The organism is Methanobacterium bryantii, from assembly GCF_002287175.1.
Taxonomy (GTDB): domain Archaea; phylum Methanobacteriota; class Methanobacteria; order Methanobacteriales; family Methanobacteriaceae; genus Methanobacterium_D; species Methanobacterium_D bryantii.
In genome coordinates, this window is record NZ_LMVM01000002.1 from 1 (window position 1) to 16,200 (window position 16,200).

18 protein-coding genes are annotated in these 16,200 nt (G+C 31.9%); 8 read left to right on the forward strand and 10 right to left on the reverse strand.

Annotation, left to right across the window (positions count from 1 at the left end):
- Positions 1-393 precede the first annotated feature (393 nt).
- Positions 394-999 carry a hypothetical protein gene (locus tag ASJ80_RS03240; protein WP_069584081.1) on the reverse strand — a complete coding sequence of 202 codons (606 nt, stop codon included), beginning with the start codon at positions 997-999 and terminating at the stop codon, positions 394-396.
- 739 nt (positions 1,000-1,738) lie between these two features.
- On the opposite strand from ASJ80_RS03240, the gene ASJ80_RS03245 reads away from it, so the two are divergent.
- A complete protein-coding gene (locus ASJ80_RS03245; RefSeq protein WP_048079907.1) occupies positions 1,739-1,933 on the forward strand; it encodes a YHS domain-containing protein in 195 nt (64 codons plus the stop codon).
- A 149-nt stretch (positions 1,934-2,082) separates the two neighbouring features.
- Here the strand turns inward: ASJ80_RS03245 and ASJ80_RS03250 are convergent, their stop codons facing one another.
- From ASJ80_RS03250 to ASJ80_RS03265, 4 genes are all read right to left on the reverse strand, one after another.
- The gene (locus ASJ80_RS03250; protein ID WP_069584084.1) at positions 2,083-2,988 is read right to left on the reverse strand and encodes a deoxyhypusine synthase; all 906 of its coding nucleotides are present in this window, start codon (positions 2,986-2,988) and stop codon (positions 2,083-2,085) included.
- A 157-nt stretch (positions 2,989-3,145) separates the two neighbouring features.
- The gene (locus tag ASJ80_RS03255) at positions 3,146-4,027 is read right to left on the reverse strand and encodes a CBS domain-containing protein (protein ID WP_069584080.1); all 882 of its coding nucleotides are present in this window, start codon (positions 4,025-4,027) and stop codon (positions 3,146-3,148) included.
- A 321-nt stretch (positions 4,028-4,348) separates the two neighbouring features.
- Entirely contained in the window at positions 4,349-4,792 is a 444-nt protein-coding gene (locus tag ASJ80_RS03260) for a hypothetical protein (RefSeq protein WP_069584079.1), read from the reverse strand.
- Positions 4,793-4,797: 5 nt separating this feature from the next.
- A complete protein-coding gene (locus tag ASJ80_RS03265) occupies positions 4,798-5,055 on the reverse strand; it encodes a hypothetical protein (protein WP_069584078.1) in 258 nt (85 codons plus the stop codon).
- A gap of 243 nt (positions 5,056-5,298) precedes the next feature.
- On the opposite strand from ASJ80_RS03265, the gene ASJ80_RS03270 reads away from it, so the two are divergent.
- A complete protein-coding gene (locus tag ASJ80_RS03270) occupies positions 5,299-5,487 on the forward strand; it encodes a hypothetical protein (protein WP_069584077.1) in 189 nt (62 codons plus the stop codon).
- A gap of 383 nt (positions 5,488-5,870) precedes the next feature.
- On the opposite strand, the gene ASJ80_RS03275 is transcribed toward ASJ80_RS03270, so the two are convergent.
- From ASJ80_RS03275 to ASJ80_RS03290, 4 genes are all read right to left on the reverse strand, one after another.
- Positions 5,871-6,167 carry a DUF3892 domain-containing protein gene (locus ASJ80_RS03275; protein ID WP_069584076.1) on the reverse strand — a complete coding sequence of 99 codons (297 nt, stop codon included), beginning with the start codon at positions 6,165-6,167 and terminating at the stop codon, positions 5,871-5,873.
- A gap of 218 nt (positions 6,168-6,385) precedes the next feature.
- A complete protein-coding gene (locus ASJ80_RS03280) occupies positions 6,386-6,610 on the reverse strand; it encodes a TRAM domain-containing protein (protein ID WP_069584075.1) in 225 nt (74 codons plus the stop codon).
- 246 nt (positions 6,611-6,856) lie between these two features.
- Complete coding sequence (locus ASJ80_RS03285; RefSeq protein ID WP_069584074.1) at positions 6,857-8,026, reverse strand: C45 family autoproteolytic acyltransferase/hydolase; 1,170 nt, start codon at positions 8,024-8,026, stop codon at positions 6,857-6,859.
- Between the two features lie 959 nt (positions 8,027-8,985).
- Entirely contained in the window at positions 8,986-9,174 is a 189-nt protein-coding gene (locus ASJ80_RS03290; protein WP_069584073.1) for a hypothetical protein, read from the reverse strand.
- Positions 9,175-10,311: 1,137 nt separating this feature from the next.
- Between ASJ80_RS03290 and ASJ80_RS03295 the strand changes: the two genes are divergently transcribed.
- Both ASJ80_RS03295 and ASJ80_RS03300 read left to right on the forward strand, forming a co-directional pair.
- A complete protein-coding gene (locus tag ASJ80_RS03295; protein WP_069584072.1) occupies positions 10,312-10,944 on the forward strand; it encodes a DedA family protein in 633 nt (210 codons plus the stop codon).
- A 34-nt stretch (positions 10,945-10,978) separates the two neighbouring features.
- Entirely contained in the window at positions 10,979-11,713 is a 735-nt protein-coding gene (locus ASJ80_RS03300) for a ZIP family metal transporter (RefSeq protein WP_069584071.1), read from the forward strand.
- A gap of 228 nt (positions 11,714-11,941) precedes the next feature.
- On the opposite strand, the gene ASJ80_RS03305 is transcribed toward ASJ80_RS03300, so the two are convergent.
- Positions 11,942-12,097, reverse strand: coding sequence for a MarR family transcriptional regulator (locus ASJ80_RS03305; RefSeq protein WP_095651966.1), 156 nt, complete (start codon positions 12,095-12,097; stop codon positions 11,942-11,944).
- An 835-nt stretch (positions 12,098-12,932) separates the two neighbouring features.
- Here ASJ80_RS03305 and ASJ80_RS16805 point away from each other — a divergent pair.
- From ASJ80_RS16805 to ASJ80_RS03315, 4 genes are all read left to right on the forward strand, one after another.
- A complete protein-coding gene (locus tag ASJ80_RS16805; RefSeq protein ID WP_176720264.1) occupies positions 12,933-13,106 on the forward strand; it encodes a hypothetical protein in 174 nt (57 codons plus the stop codon).
- A 149-nt stretch (positions 13,107-13,255) separates the two neighbouring features.
- The gene (locus tag ASJ80_RS03310) at positions 13,256-14,182 is read left to right on the forward strand and encodes a prenyltransferase (protein WP_069584070.1); all 927 of its coding nucleotides are present in this window, start codon (positions 13,256-13,258) and stop codon (positions 14,180-14,182) included.
- Between the two features lie 45 nt (positions 14,183-14,227).
- On the forward strand, positions 14,228-14,386 hold the full coding sequence (locus ASJ80_RS16810; RefSeq protein ID WP_176720263.1) for a hypothetical protein: 159 nt from the start codon (positions 14,228-14,230) through the stop codon (positions 14,384-14,386).
- Between the two features lie 383 nt (positions 14,387-14,769).
- On the forward strand, positions 14,770-16,188 hold the full coding sequence (locus ASJ80_RS03315) for an MATE family efflux transporter (RefSeq protein WP_069584069.1): 1,419 nt from the start codon (positions 14,770-14,772) through the stop codon (positions 16,186-16,188).
- Positions 16,189-16,200: the final 12 nt, after the last annotated feature.

Here is a 16,200-nt window from a genome sequence, read left to right on the forward strand (position 1 = left end):
GTAAATGGTTTATTTATTTATCAGAAGACCTTAAAAGCTGTGGAGGATATAATTGGTAGCATTAAATCTTAATTATCTCTCTTTTTTAGTTTAAATGCTCAATTATCAGGGATTTCTAAACACGCTGTATACATTATCTTAGACGGCACCAAATTTGTTAGTATTTAAAAATAAGGAAAAATGGGTGTAGTTTTTAATTGGATACAATCTAAATTATCAAAAACTGCATGTTTTTTGATAATAATTCTCCTATTTCTAATTTTACAAGCTAAATTCTGGCTTTTAACTAAAGTAGGATGTGGAAAACCATTTAAGTGATATTTATCTAATTAAAATACCCTAAAGTGTAAAAGACATAAATTCGGAACGTTGATAATTATCTAATTTTTTAATTTAACTGCTTTTATTAAGGTTCCCGATCACGCTGTAAACTTTATCGTAAATAGCATCGAATTTTAAACCAGCAAATTCATAGGATATCTCAAACAGCAGGAAATATAAAAAGGTCTGAATTCCTAAGAAGTAAATTCCATAGATTTTAAAGTCCGGATAAAAGCTTTGAATAACTCCAAGTACTGCAAGTATTAAAATCGCTGTTTTAAGGGCAAATCTGTATTCAAAAAATATTTTCAGTATCCTGCTTTTTTCATAAATTCTTTTGTTATCGTTGCCTATTTCATCTATATAAGCTGCGATTGTGCATATGGCTAATGTGCCTATTCCAATTGCAGGAAAACCTAATAAAAACACAATTACAACAAATATAAGTGCTGTAACTATGTGGTTAATACAGTTCACTTTTTTTGAAAGGAAAGTCCCAAGGAAAACCCCAAAGAATATATAAGCTGCGTCTATGCTAATTGTAACTAAATATCCTAACATAAATCCGCATAAAATCCCTGCAAGTGTTCCAAGGACCATATTATTTTTTTTATCATGCATATCATCTGATATTTTCATAAAAAATCCAGATAAAGCGTAAAGGGGTATCTCTAACATAAAAATCACTGGTTAAATAATTAAAGGTAGAAAATTTTTTTATTATACATTTAAAAGTTTTTATAAGCTTAATAATAGATTAAAAAAACATTAAGTTGGTATCTTGAATTATTTTAATTAAAATGTAAAATTTTCTGGGGTAATTCAACAAACTATCAAATGTTATCTTTGAGTTTAAAGTAATTTAAGTTTTTGGAGATATATGATTTAATAATTATTTACAAAAAATTATTATATTAAGAAAAACATAACAGGTACCATATAATAAAAGGGGGGTGGTCATAGGACGGTAAAGAAAAACCGGTATTATGAGTACACTTATGTCCATCTTACCAAAAATGCATAAAAAAGCTTTAAAACATATAATACCGGCTTGAAGATGCTTGTAGAAAAAATATATATTTATTTTCCAAAAATTCAGTAATACCTGTAAATACTTCTTGAGAGGATGGATCATACAATAAAACCGAAAACTATTTTTTTGTTTTTACATTACTTAATTATAAGCCGTTAAAATTGGAAGTTTCCATGTGAAAATTCTACGAATTTTCGGACATGTAAAAACCAAAGATTTTTGGTGTAGAAAAACTTTCGAAATCAAAGATTTCGAATGCACAAAAACTTAATGTTTTTGCACGCTTCGTTTTTCTAACTTTCAGTTTTGCAAACATTGAAAATCTTTGATTTTCAATAGCTTCGTAGCATCCAAAATTTTAAATTTTTGATAGGTGGTGTAAAAATGGGTTTAGATCTTGAAAAAGAAATGACAGCAGGCACCGTAATGAATGTGTTTGTAGATCCCGTATTTAAAAAAGAAGTTGATCCAAGTACAGCTAAACACGTGGCAGGATACGATGGTAAAACATATTATTTCTGTTCACTTTGCAGTAAAAAGCTCTTTCTGGAACACCCAGAAAGGTATGTTGAAAGTTAATCTCAGTTAGATTAACTCGTATCAAAAAATAGGCGTAATTTACGTCTATTTTAATTAATTTTTTAGCTAATTAGTGGATTCCATTTAAAAATTTGGTTATATTCACAATTGTAAGTAATAAACTCATTTTAATGAACTATTTCATATGGTCAGCGTGCTATAATTTCCCTTGCACCTGCAACCATCATTGGAAAGATTATAGTTACATCCCCAATTACAGTTACAAGGTTAGAACCAGCTTTTGCCTTTGCCCAGGATTTTGCTTCTTCTAAAGGTGCTCCACTTAAACTCCCAGTTTCACTCCTATCCATGGTAACTTGAATAGCCGCATCTACACCGCCTTTAAGGAGGTTGGATGCAAGGGCATAGTGTTTAGGTAAACCTCCTCCAAGGAGCACAGCTGTTACCTTTTTAGCATCAAATACAATATCTGAAAGCTCATGCATGTCTCCAACAGCATCAAGGTGGAGTTCTTTATCCTGGGTAAACATCCAGAGCTGAAGACCAAGCATGCTGTCGATTATACCTGGCGCATAAATAGGAACGCCTTTTTCGGCTGCTATTTTAAGTATTGAATTTTCATCTTCAATCATGTTTCCAATTTCAAACAGGAACTCTCTAATTGAAATGATTTTCTTTTTTTCCGCGATTTTACTTAAAATTTCGCTGATCTTTTCCTCAAATACTTCAAAATCATGTGATTTAGTGTAAACATCGCCAATTCTTCCCATTCCATGCTTCTGCAGCTCTTCATCATCGGCACTGATGCCCCTGTAATGTCCCCCGCCGAAGGATTCAACCAGATCATGGGTTATATTGGCCCCGCTTGTTATTAAAACATCTACAAAGCCGTCATTTATAAGATCAAAAATTATTTTTCGAAGTCCCCCCGGCACCATAGGGCCTGCAACACTTAAAAAAATTGATGTGTCTTCATCTTTAATTGAATCTGCAAATAATTGTGTAGCTTTAGATACTCTGCCCGCGCCTAAAACTCCTGATTTACCCATCTCTTCTATTAAATCAAGAACGCTCATGTTTTCTTTGACTTCCATGTGTTGAATTTTCAAGTTTTCACATCCATAATCAATCAAATTAAAATTAATTAAAACTAAAAGTAACTATTTAAATTTATTTTCCATATAGTTTATGGGTGGCTTAATAAAATTAATTAAATTTAAAATATACAGTTAAATTAAAAAAAGTTTTGAATTATTTTATACCTGCTATTTTATCCAGAAGATCGGTTCTTGTTACGATACCAAGGGGAAGATTATCGTTATCCACCACAATAAGCCTGCCTATTTTGTTTTTATTCATAACTTCAATGGCGTCTGCAATCATAAGGTCTTTTTCAACAGTTATGATATTTTTTGACATGAGTTCTGTGATTTTGAGGTTTTCTTTTCCATCTGCAATTGCCTTTGATATATCGCTTAAGGTTAAAATCCCCACTACTTCTTCATTTTCAATTATAGGGGCACCTTCTATTTTGTGTTCAGAAAGCACTGTTGCAGCATCTTTTACGTTCATGGAAGGCTTCAATGTTATGAGGTTGTGGCTTGCAACTTCGATCACTGATTTTTTGGGGATACTCCTTATATTTGTGGTATCAAGGAGCAGAAGGTTGTCCACATCGTCTCTTCCCACCACCATACCATTTACTATGAGCTTGTTCACGGGTGTTGGGCCCACTTTTATCCTGTCTCCCAGATCAAGCTGTTTTATGTTTCCCACAACTTTTATGGCGGCTTCACATTCTCCGGGGTGGGGAATACTTGTAAATTCTATTTTGGCAACGCTTAAGTCTCCCACTCTTTTCCCTTTTTTGAATATGGGCACCAGAGCTTCTTTATCAATTGCACTGATGTTTAAAGTGTGATATGCTTCTATCGTCGGTTTGTACCCCCCTCTGGGTCCGGGGACACCTTTAACAAGTCCTAGACTTCTTAGGGACTGCATCTGGTTCCGTATAGTCCCTGGGTTACGGCTCATAAGCTCGGCAATTTCTTCTCCTTTAATGGATTTGCCTTTTGATTTCCTGTAAAGGTTTATCAAGCTTTGCAATATTTCTTTTTGAACAGATGTAAGCATCAAACCACTCTTTTTTAATTTGTTATTATTTATAATTATAATTATAAATCTATCATGTTTATGTATATATAAGTCTTTTTATTTTTTTTGTAAAGTTAATACTCGTTTTTAAAAATGAGCCTTTTACTGAACTCCAGTTTGTAAAGTATTCTTACTAAACCCCGGATGTTAAAGAGACTGTAAAAAAAGTTTAAACTTTAATGTGCTATTTATACAATCCTGCATTATTTTAATGTAAGATTTTAAGTATATAAAGGTTTCTCTTTGAGGTTTAAGGAATTGTGGTTTTTTGATCCTAAAAATAAAACGGGGGTATGCGGCCTAAACCACATAAATTTTAGCTGCTGCACTGCAGTGTTTTAGTTTTCCTTCATATTTTACTAACAGGTTGTAAGTACCCTTCTCGTTAAGGGTAAATCCATCAGGATTGGCATTAGCTGTGAAAAAGTTAGTTATTGCTGTATCTGACCATACTAAGTCCCCATTACTTCCATCTGCATTTGATTTATACACGTAAAAATTTAAATAGCGACATATTTGAGGGATCCATTGAGCATTTACCTGATCAACAGTGTACCAGTACCAGTATAATCTAGCCTGTAATTCTATGGAATCTCCAGCGTTAACTGTTATATCTTGCAGTGGTTCACCGTTTTTCATTGCTATTTTTGTATCTTCTAGCTGCGGGTTAGCAGCAAATATGGGCTGAGCTAGAGAAAATGCCATTAAAACCATCAAAAATAACGGTAATATTTTCATTTTCATTTTATTTAACCTCCCTTTAAACTATCTATGCGTAAATTTAAGAATTTGAATATTTTAAACCATTTAGGCCTTTTTATATAAATATAAATAATAGCTATTGCATTTAAAACTACTAGAAGTACCTTATCCACATTATCTCCAAAAATTAGCTCTAAAACAGTGCCCAATAAAAAAAACCCAATACTAAATAATAATATGCGTGTTTTAGATCCACATTCTGTGGTTTTATTATTAATTTCTTCTTTATTCATTTTAATAACCATTTCACGCTTTTGGGTAAGCTATGAAATAAATCCTCTGCTAGTGCAGTGATCTTCTTATCTAACTTATAATGTAAAAGTTTAGATATATAAATGTTTCTATATAAAAAATTATTCATTCGTAGAGATATTATTAACGGATTTGAAATAACTGTTTGATTAAAAATAAGGTTTTTATTTTTTAACCAACAACATGAATTCAGGAGTATTTACAGATAGATAAAAAGTGAAAAATTTGGTGATTAAATGGAAAATTATGCTTTAAAGAAGGAGTATGCTGGAATATTAAATGTTACATTAAAACCGGAAGACAGTATAACGGCTGAAGATAAAGAGAGATTAAAAGACCAGATTAAAGGTCAAACTGTTGATATGTGTGGAACCCCTTATATTATTCTAGATTCGTGGATTGATGGTTGGGGATATCTGGTATAAAGCAGTTGTAAGTGGATAAAAATAATACGCTCATGCTTGAATGTTGTGTAAATAATATCGCTTCATTTTCGTGTGTCTGGTTAAGTAAATTGCATTTTTTTTAAGATAAATCCTATATAATCAATTAAAAATTACAATTTAACGTAAAGTATAACTCATGCACAGGATCATGGAAATGAGCGAATAAAAAATAGTAGAAGTTAGGGGTATGATAAAATTATCCTAAAAATATTGAATTAATTAAATATTAATTTTTAAATACTGATAACAAAACTTATGCAATTTTAATGTAAGATTTTAGTCAAGGTTTTTGAATTTTTAGGATATTGATATATTTAAAACCAGATTTAGAAATTAAAAACTAATAACTTATTTTTGTATTATTATGGAAATTCAGGAATATCTTTTAAATTGTCAGAATTTTTATCGTTATTGTCTGTGCGGATATATTTTTTTCCATTTACAGTAACTATACTTATATCTAATCCTTTTTTTAATCTATCGCCGTGTTTTAAAACTGTTATGAAAGTTTTTCCTTTCTCAAATTCTGAAATCACTTTAGTCCGCAGCCAGTTTTCTCGTATTCCAAAGGAACTACCTGTGAATTCACCGACTTTAACCCATTCAATGTGTTTGCCGATACTATCATATTTAACTCCAGTAATACCATAATCTGCCATATTATTCCTCTTTTAATTCAATAAAATATGTAATGGAGTTTAAAAAATTAAAAAATAGATAAATTTAAATGAAAATTAAATTTTAAAAGCTCATGATCCGTAGTTTTAATGATAAGACGTGACATCTTAATAAAAAAACGTTCACTATAATTGTAGTACAATTTGAAGCATTAATATAGATTAAGAGCATTAAAAATTAACTTAAAACCTAAATTAAGCTATTCTACTACGTCTGCAAAAGCAAAGTTTCTTCTTACAGAATTGATTTTAATTTTAACTTCATCGCCTTTTTTAGCTCCATTTACAAAAACTATGAAACCTTCTATTTTAGCGATTCCGTCTCCATCTCTTCCCATATCTTCTATTTTAACATCGTATTCTTCACCTTCGTTTATAGGAGAAGAATTTCCTTTATTATCTCTTCCGTAATTATTTTTAAACAATTTTTCACGTCCTTAATATAGCCTAAAAAGGCTTGAATAACTTTCTATTTTTGATACTATATAAAATGATGTATTTTAAAAAATAAAAGGAATAAATTAATCTAATCATTTTGCTTAAACAGTTTTGTTTTAGCTTTTTTCCATACTATTTGCATAATGAGCAGTTACTACTCTTTAAATATGCGAGTAACACCTATCTAAATTGTATTTGGTAACGGCATTTTTTATCTAAATTATTTAATTGTGTTATCTCCAGAGTGTTTTCAGGTCAAAGGGCGTCCAGTCTACAAAATAGTCGGGGTTTGGTACTTTGAGCCAGATCTTTCTCTTTGAGACATCGGTCACTACCTGATGGGTGGTCTGGTCGATGTCTATTTTGGTGGGCTTGGTACATCCCTTACCTATGGTACCGTCTGCCTCGAACAGCGGCAGGTCCATGAGTTCACATGTCTTTTTCACGTCAATACTGCCTTTATTTTCGTCTAACCTGCGGGTCATGTTGGATAAACGTTCCAGTGAGTGGCTTAGTGTGTCTCGCCTGTGGATTCCCCAGTCTGGGTTTAAAAATGAATTGACAGCCACCATAGAATTATTGTCTGAAAGTCGAACCCGGTTACCGCCTAAAGAGGAACATTCCATGGATGCTGCACTTGATTCATCTGCAAGATTCAAAATTAAGGATGCACTGCAGTTGGTACCGTTTAAACGTTTAATAAGCCCTTCTACTGATGCAGTATCTGAAATTATGTCACTTAGTATGCCCGTAATCGGCGGTCGATCCTTATAAATTACGATCCCTCCCATGCTGGTACCATCGTGGACATCCAGGTAAACACCGTGTTCATTAAGTGCAGTGAGGGCGCAGTATATTCCTGGCCATCCAATGCTTGCATAGCGGTAGCGGCCGTCATCAGGATTGATTACAGTTAAAACCTGGGGGAACTCGTTGTACTGCATACTCCAATCCATATTTCGTCCGATATACATGTGCCCGTCCTTGGAGAAGTTTTTCCAGGCGAAAATAGATGTGCACCCTGAAAAAGTATGTAAAGCAGCTTGATAAGCTCCAAATTCCATTAACTGATCGAGTATGCCTATTTTAACCTGTGACCATCCCGTACTTTTTTCTAAACCTTTATAAAACTCCCGGTTATGGTTTGAAAATGTTGAAACTGCTCTTTCAGCCCACACCTTGGCATCTTCATCTGCGAGAACGCCTGATTTGAATGCAGGCTTCACCAGCACATCGTAAGCCTTTTGCATTGATTCTACCATCATGGTTCCATACTGGGTACCCATTTCCCTGCTGGAACCGGAGAGAACAGGGACTAAAAACCCTTTGCATTCATACAACTTTCCATTACCTTCTTCAGCTATTAAATTTAGCTCTTCTTCGGGTTTAGCAGTCTTTATCATTATTTATCACCATCCCATCTGCAATTCCATTTAACTGCTTTTTTATTGGACATTTTTTCATCTCTTTTCATTTCATTTTGTTTAAATATTCAAAATATCTTTTAAGGAGTATAAAATATTATATATGTGAATCCTGTCATTTTAACTAGTTTAAATAACTAAATTTGGATATATTATCCCTTATTTAAGTTATTATCTTTTTTATTTAAAATATTACTTATTACATTTTTTAAAATATTTATAATTATGGAATTTATTAGTTAGTGTTCCTTCACAGGCCCACAATCAAAAAATTTGACATTATTTTTCTGTGGATCATGCTATAAGTTAATGAAATACAGATGGGCAGGCTTAAGTTTGCACCAATTATATGGTGGTTTAATTCAGCCCCTATTGATTTAATTACATTGAATTACTCTGATAAATCACTTAAAATCTATGATTTTCAGGGACAAGATTGGAAATTGCTGATTGAAAAACAATAGAATTTTATAAAAAATTCTTGGATAAAAAATTGATGAATGGGAAGGGCCATTTGATTAATGGCTTGTAACAACTGGGGGAGAAGATGAACCTGTATAAAATGGTGTAAAATATCAAAGGGGTAATGTGGTTAAAAATACGATCGTTTTTTTAATTTTCTGGAGGAACAGCTAAAAAAATTGAAAATGCTGGCTGAAGATGATGGTTGAAAAACAGACAGTTCCCAATGCAGGTGCCATGGCTGCATTTGAAGATACAGGGGGGTAAAGTGTCAGTGATACTGGAACCTGTAGCCGTAGGATAAAATGTTTAACTTCCCAGCTTTTTTACTGTTTTTCAAGCTTTGCAGACTAAAAATAAAAAAATTAGCAGTTTGTAGAGTTCATACGCTATTTTTTTCCTGTACTTGCCGGTGCTTTTTCACCTAATTTCCAGACAATGGATCTTAAAATGACTATAATAAATACTGCTAAGCGTTATACCGAAGATTTTATAGAAAATTTATTTTTAACTTTTCCTGTTAAATCTAAACTTTCTTCGATAAAGTAATCACTTTTTGGATCTATACCATAGGTTTCGGGTCTTGTACCTGAAATCACACTGATTTTAGGTTCGATACTTAATTTGGATAAAACTCTGTCTATAATTTTATAATTTTCGCTCATGCCCAGAATGTTGTGTAAATACTATCACTTCACTCGTGTGTCTGGTTAAGTAAATTGCATTTTTTTTAAGATAAATTCCATATAATCAATTAAAACCACAATTTAACATAATAGTATAACTCATACACAGGATCATTGACATGTAAAAATCGCAGATTTTTACGGTCACAAAAACCGAAGTTTTTGTGAACATGAGCGATAATTTTATTTTATCATTGATGTCTTTTACTTCACTAGTTCCAACTGGGGCTAAAAGGAATTTATGGCCATTTAACATCTTAATTTTAATTTTGAATAAATTTCAATTTGTGGATTGATCTTAAAAATTAATGAGTTTAAAAGGGGATGAAAGGAGATGAAAAAAACAATGTTTACTACATCTCCTTAAGTGGAGCGATTAATTCCACTTAACTTATAATGTAAACGTTTTAGTATATAAATATTTCCTTTTAACTTATAAGTTATATTCTTAACGCAGTGTTTGGTGAAATGATAATATGTGTTTTAAGCTTTACTTTAAAATGTAAAACTGTATCGTTCATGTTGGAGTATTGTGCAAATGTTAGCATTTAAATTATTATGTAACCTTTGATTAAATGGAATTTTTTAAAAACAAGTTCAACTTAAATTAACCAGTAAACATGTTAATGAAGAAAAACTATGTACATGGTAATATGCCTGAACGAACTGTATTTATAATATAATTAATAATTAGTGCAGTTTAGAGGCTAAATTTTGATTTAGATTTTTTAAAAAAATTCAATATGCATAGCTTCATGATTATTTTCATTTAGACATGTAAATTTGTGTCATCTGGCCTTTTGACATATTTGCATTACTATTAAACATAACTTAATAACTGTATAACTTATAAAGTGAACAACTGATTAAGTTAATCTGGTTATCATATTATTTATCTGATGCTGTATCAATTTTTAATTAATTTGAAGATTCAGCTTATGATTTAAGCCATAAATTCAAAAATCTGAAACTATATCCATCTGAAAAAGTATTTGTAGGTCAAATTACATATTAAACATGTGCAAAATATGATTAACTCTATTTTTTAAAATTGATTGCCACAAAAACAATTTTTGTTTAATCATAGAAAATATGGTTTAAAAGGAGTTTTAATTGATGTTTATGGAGTTAGTGGTATTTTTAGAAGAGTTTATAGTCACTTATGGTTCATGGGGTATCTTTTTTGGAAGTGTCCTTGAGGAGATCATTGCTCCCATACCATCAACAGCTGTTATAATGGGTTCGAGCTTTTTTATAATGGAAAATATCCCTATTTCGTTTCATGCATTCCAGATCCTTTTAATTAATATAGCTGTACCTGCGGCGGCAGGGGTTACCCTTGGATCTTTACTTATTTATGGGATTGTTTATTATGCAGGTAAGCCTTTTATCGACCGCTGGGGGAAATATCTTGGGCTGTCATGGAATGAAATAGAAAAAACAGAAGAGAATTATTCCAAAAATAATTTAATGGCATTATCTATTTTTACTGCGAGGGCTCTTCCTATAGTACCAAGTGTTGTTGTCAGCGCATTTTGCGGCTTTATCAAATATGATATTAAAAGGTATATTACAATTACTTTCCTTGGAACTTTAGTAAAAGCATTTATTTTTGGAGTTATGGCATGGCAATTTGGAAGTTTATACAGGACTATAGAAACAGAAATTGGCATATTTGAAGAAATAGTAGTTATTGGATTTGTGATAGTGGTGATATGTTTCATCATTTATAAAAAATATAAAAAGTAAAAATTAATTTAATTGATAATTTTGACGTGTAAGCATGAACGAATTTCTGTTAATCCTATTATTTTCGTTACTACCTGCTTTAGGGACTTTTGCAGGGGGTATATCGGCTGAATTTTTAAAAATAGACAGAAAAAATTTAAGTTTAGCTTTGCACGTAGCGGCAGGGATTATACTTGCTGTAATTAGTATAGAATTAATGCCTGAAATTTTAAAATCGAACACGCCATGGATAACTATTTTAGCATTTATTGTGGGTGGCATTTTTTTTATTACTATTGATCAACTGATTAACTTCGTACAGGGCAGATTAGGTAATGTAAATCACTCAACAACTGCTTGGGCAATCTTTTTTGGCGTTGCAATAGATTCATTTACTGATGGTCTTTTAATCGGTGCAGGGTCTTTAATAGATTTACAAATTGGTTTTTTAGTTGCATTAGGTGTAGTTTCTGCAGATATACCTGAAAGTTTTGCAACCATTGCATCCTTTAAAGAGAGGGGTATTAAAAAGAATTTAAGGATAGTTCTAAACCTTCTTGCAAGTTTACCTGTTTTGTTAGGTGCATCTGCAGGGTATTTCCTTGTTAAAGGGCAGCCTCCGATTGTAGAATATATCATACTGGCTTTTGCTGCAGGTATTTTATTAACAATAACTGCTGAAGAAATTATACCTGAATCTCACAGAAATGGGGAAGCAAGGCTTGCAGCATTAGCTTTTATTGGAGGTTTTGCTTTTTTTGCATTTATTTCAAGCTATTTGAGAATTTAAAAAAATATTTTGCTCTTAATCAGCCTACTTTATTTTTAGAGCACATCTGGGCCATGCTGCCTAAAACGGCACTGCTAAAAGGTATTAGATAATTAGTAGCTACATAACTTATGAAGTGAGTAACTGAATAAGTTACTAATTCCTTTAATCTTGCTGTATGTAAATATTCCTTTAAAAACTAATTTTTGTAAATAAAATTTACTGAGTAAAAATAAAAAATACAGCTATTTATTCTTTTAATGTCCAGTAGCACCTTTTAGGGGAATAAATAGTTTCATCTTTTTTAAGTTCTTTCATTATTTTGGCAACTTCTTTTTTGTCTACACCAGAAATCGGGCTGACTTTGGTGGCTCCAGCGAAAATTAAAAATTTTCGATGTACCAAACACGAAGCCCTCGAAACTTTGTTTTTTGGGCGTCAAAATTCATAGAATTTTGACAGTGTTTGAGTGCTGCAAAATTCATAGATTTTTGCAAGCTTTGATTATTTTTTCTTTATTTTCCATGATATCACATTAGTTAAATTATTCTTTTAACCATATATTTGTTATATAGTTTAAAAGGTATAATAAAATAGTACTTAATTGAATATAGTGTCGAACAGGTGCATATTTTAAAGTTAGATATCCCATGGAATTGTAGAATATACATTTTAGAGAAGTTAACACTTTGAACTAAAAATACATAACTAAAATTAATTGTTGAGTATATTTTAGGAGAAATTAATGTCCTGGACTGAAAAAGTAGAATTTTCTATAAATCATCATATATTGGTAAATCAATTAATTTGTATTTAACATTGGCTTAGGGACACTCAGTATAGGAGTGTAAGCGAGTGTCCCTAAGTGGTAGGTGTTTGTTTTTTTAGTGGTCTAACACCTTTGAGGGCGTATAGATACAAATTGGTAAAATACGCAATATCCATTATTAATTTTAAATTATTTAAAGTAAATGGTCCATTATGTGATTTTAATCACATTAACAACAAAATAAAAACATTTAACATTATATTCCACTACAGATAACCATGAATCAAATTTAATTTACATATTATACATTATTAGTGGTGTGAATTTATAAATAGAATGTTTATTATGTATATTTCATAAAATTTATGCTGCATATTCTTAGTTAAAAATTTAAATTTAAATTTAATTGTGAAAAGATATTTATTTATATTAAATCAAATTAAATAATAATTTAGATGGGGGAGGCTTATTATGGGTAAGGAAAAAGCTATTAAAATTTTACGAAAACATTTTAAGGCATTGTATGATTATGCGGGGATGGAATGGACTTCTGATGATGATGAAGATTTAGAACAATTAGTTGATGAACTTGGAGAAATTATCGAAGAGAAATCAGGTTTTCCGGAATCTAAAAATATTCTGTAGATACTATTTTGAAGTAAAAATTTCAATAAACTTTAACTATTAAACATGTAACATATTTAGAATGGGTAAATGTCCAAAGATATGGACTTTTTTTAGATATCTTAAACAGTATTAAAAAATATTTATGTAATAATTTATTTAATAATAGTATGAATATTAAAGGGGATACCCTGATAAAAATTGTTAAATTAGGAAGGCCGATGTTCCTATTTGATGGATTTTTGCTTTTTATTATGGGTGCCCTGTTAGCGGTTATTTTCAATGCTGAATTTAGTTTAACTAAATTTATAATGGGTTATTCAATTTTGCTTTTATGCCATCTTGCTGTTCACTACAGTAATGATTATTATGACTTTAAAACAGACAGCCTTTCAGGGCCCAGCACTGTTTCTGCAGGTAGCGGCGTACTACTTGAAAACCCTGAATTAAAGCAATTTTCAAAGGGATTTGCTGTTGTGCTTAACTTGCTGTCAGTCGTTCTTGCAGCTGTTTTCACTGTTATTTTTTCATACCCTGCTGAATTTTTCTTACTGGCAGTATTTGGTAATTTTTTAGCATGGTTTTACACCGCACCTCCTTTAAAATTAGCTTACAACAGGCTTGGCGAAGTTTCAAATGCACTTTATGGGATTTTACTGCCTTCTGCCGGATTTTTTACTTTAATGGGAACTTTAACTATTCCCATGCTGATTTTTACTATACCTCTTGCTTTTTCAAGACTTTTTTTAACTAACAGTGCCAATATTCCAGATATGGAAGGAGATAAATTAGGTGGTAAAATAACTTTAGTTGTAGCAAATGGCCGTAGATTTGGTTTTAAGTTTATTGGAGTTTCTGCGTTTATGATGACACTATCTTTTGCTTTAATATCAGTTACAAGTCTTTATCCACAGGTCCTAAATTTTAAGGTGATTACTTTTATTTCATTAATTCCGTTAAGTTTGGGGATATTGGAGCTGCTGAAGATGCCTTTAGATAGAGAATCAGCTACTAAATATGCTACATTCAATATTAAATCAATATTTTTAATTGGAATTTTAATTAACAGCTATTTTGTATTTCTAATTTTATCGTGAAAGTTTTTGATGTTATGTTTAAAAATATAATGGAGGAAAGTTAGTATGAGCTGGTTAATAGATATAATATGGAAATTTGTGAGCTTTTGGCTTCTTTCAAAGTTTGGAATATTTGGACGTATTGTAATTGGAATGGCTATATTGAATAGGTTGGTTAAAAGCACATTTATGTTATTTAGATTCATGAGCTGGTTTATGAGATAAATAAGTTCATGCTTTAAATTGTATCCATTGATAATTATCATTTTAAACTTGGGCGTTATTTAGATATAAATACATTTACTTACTTTTTTTTATATTATTGGGTTATAAATGCTTTTTTTCACTGTAATTAAAATTCATTCTGATTTTTTAGGGATGTAGGACATTTTTTTAAGGTATTTTGATTTTGACTATAACTCTTGCATAGTGCAAGTATATATGTGATGAATATCATACCCCCTAACACTTGCTCCATGCAATTATTGATGGACGCAAGAGTACTGAACTTATAATTTTCAACAAGAAAATTTTCAATTTTTTTGGAGGCTATCAAAAATCATAAATGATTTTTGGAACCCCAAAATGGAAAATTTTGGAGGTAAAAAATGACAGATGAAACTAAAAATGCAGATAGCAGGATTAAATTGATAACCGGAGATCCTAAACGAGCCATAAGAAATTTATCTTTTCCCATGATGTTAATTATGATCCTTATAGTTAGTTATCAAATAGTTGACAGTATATGGGTAGCAGGACTCGGTGCTGATGCACTGGCTGCTTTAGGATTTATTTCGCCAATATTTATGGTAATTGTAGGGCTTGCACAGGGCTTAGGGGCAGGTGCTACTTCCCTTATAGCTCGGTGTATAGGGGCAAAAGATAAAGATAATGCAGATAATGCAGCTATGCATGCAATTTTAATAACTGCCGTACTTTCTGTGGTGCTCCCTGTTGTTTTGATTCTTCTTTTAAAGGATATACTACTTGCAATCGGTGCGGCAAGTGTGTTAACCCTTGCAACACAATATGGGCAAATTATATTTGCCGGGTCTTTTGCATTGCTGTTTAATTCAGTTGGGTCCAGTATTCTACGTGCAGAAGGGGACATGAAGAGGGCCACCTATGCAATTGCAATAAGCAGTATATTGAACATGGTTATAGCTCCCATATTTATTTACACACTCAACATGGGAATTAGCGGGGCAGCAGTAGCTACTGTATTATCCTCATCTGTAGCAGCAGTTGCCATATTTTACTGGATACTTATAAAAAGGGATACATACTTGGCATTTAAATTTAAGGATTTCCACTTTGATCCAAGGATCATTAAAGATATACTTGGAGTAACATTACCTGCAAGTGTAGAGCAGTTTATAATGTCTGTGCTGACAGTGGGCATTAATACAATGTTAGTTATTGCCGCTGGAACAACTGCTGTGGCTGTTTATACTGCTGGATGGAGAATCGTGTCAATGGGAATAATTCCTGCTCTTGGAATAGAAACGGCCGTACTAACCGTTGCGGGAGTCGCCTATGGTGCAAAGAACTATAAAAATTTAGAGATAAGCTGTCATTATGCCATAAAATTAGGGGGGATTATATCTCTGGTTTTAGCTGTAACAACCTACATTTTCGCCCCAAATATTGCCTGGTTATTTGCTTATTCTGCAAACAGTGGAGATATGATACCGATGATCGCAGAATTCCTTAGAATTTTCTGTGTATTCTTTATGGCAATTCCATTTGGGCTTGCATCTACTGCTGTTTTCCAGGCAGCGGGTAAAGGAACTACCTCACTGCTTTTAGTTGTTATAAGAGACTTGGTCTTATCATTAATTGCTGCCTATATCCTGGGAATTGTGCTCCATTTAGGAGCTACAGGAATTTACTGGGGAATAGTGATTGGTGTTATTTTAGGGTCTGCTATCAGTTATCTATACTTCAGGCTGTTTTTAAGGAGTTTAAAAAGGGAAGAGATGGGAGATGTGAATATAAGAAAATTTAAAGGAGAAAGGATAAACTAATCTGCTTTTTTC

Excerpts from the sequence above, each read along its gene's own strand:
- ASJ80_RS03285 (WP_069584074.1), bottom strand. The coding sequence starts at position 8,026 with ATGATAAAGACTGCTAAACCCGAAGAAGAGCTAAATTTAATAGCTGAA.
- ASJ80_RS03295 (WP_069584072.1), top strand. The coding sequence starts at position 10,312 with ATGTTTATGGAGTTAGTGGTATTTTTAGAAGAGTTTATAGTCACTTAT.
- ASJ80_RS03275 (WP_069584076.1), bottom strand. The coding sequence starts at position 6,167 with ATGGCAGATTATGGTATTACTGGAGTTAAATATGATAGTATCGGCAAA.
- ASJ80_RS03290 (WP_069584073.1), bottom strand. The coding sequence starts at position 9,174 with ATGAGCGAAAATTATAAAATTATAGACAGAGTTTTATCCAAATTAAGT.
- ASJ80_RS16805 (WP_176720264.1), top strand. The coding sequence starts at position 12,933 with ATGGGTAAGGAAAAAGCTATTAAAATTTTACGAAAACATTTTAAGGCA.
- ASJ80_RS03265 (WP_069584078.1), bottom strand. The coding sequence starts at position 5,055 with ATGGTTATTAAAATGAATAAAGAAGAAATTAATAATAAAACCACAGAA.
- ASJ80_RS03260 (WP_069584079.1), bottom strand. The coding sequence starts at position 4,792 with ATGAAAATGAAAATATTACCGTTATTTTTGATGGTTTTAATGGCATTT.
- ASJ80_RS03255 (WP_069584080.1), bottom strand. The coding sequence starts at position 4,027 with ATGCTTACATCTGTTCAAAAAGAAATATTGCAAAGCTTGATAAACCTT.
- ASJ80_RS03250 (WP_069584084.1), bottom strand. The coding sequence starts at position 2,988 with ATGGAAGTCAAAGAAAACATGAGCGTTCTTGATTTAATAGAAGAGATG.
- ASJ80_RS16810 (WP_176720263.1), top strand. The coding sequence starts at position 14,228 with ATGAGCTGGTTAATAGATATAATATGGAAATTTGTGAGCTTTTGGCTT.
- ASJ80_RS03300 (WP_069584071.1), top strand. The coding sequence starts at position 10,979 with ATGAACGAATTTCTGTTAATCCTATTATTTTCGTTACTACCTGCTTTA.
- ASJ80_RS03240 (WP_069584081.1), bottom strand. The coding sequence starts at position 999 with ATGTTAGAGATACCCCTTTACGCTTTATCTGGATTTTTTATGAAAATA.
- ASJ80_RS03315 (WP_069584069.1), top strand. The coding sequence starts at position 14,770 with ATGACAGATGAAACTAAAAATGCAGATAGCAGGATTAAATTGATAACC.
- ASJ80_RS03245 (WP_048079907.1), top strand. The coding sequence starts at position 1,739 with ATGGGTTTAGATCTTGAAAAAGAAATGACAGCAGGCACCGTAATGAAT.
- ASJ80_RS03270 (WP_069584077.1), top strand. The coding sequence starts at position 5,299 with ATGGAAAATTATGCTTTAAAGAAGGAGTATGCTGGAATATTAAATGTT.
- ASJ80_RS03310 (WP_069584070.1), top strand. The coding sequence starts at position 13,256 with ATGAATATTAAAGGGGATACCCTGATAAAAATTGTTAAATTAGGAAGG.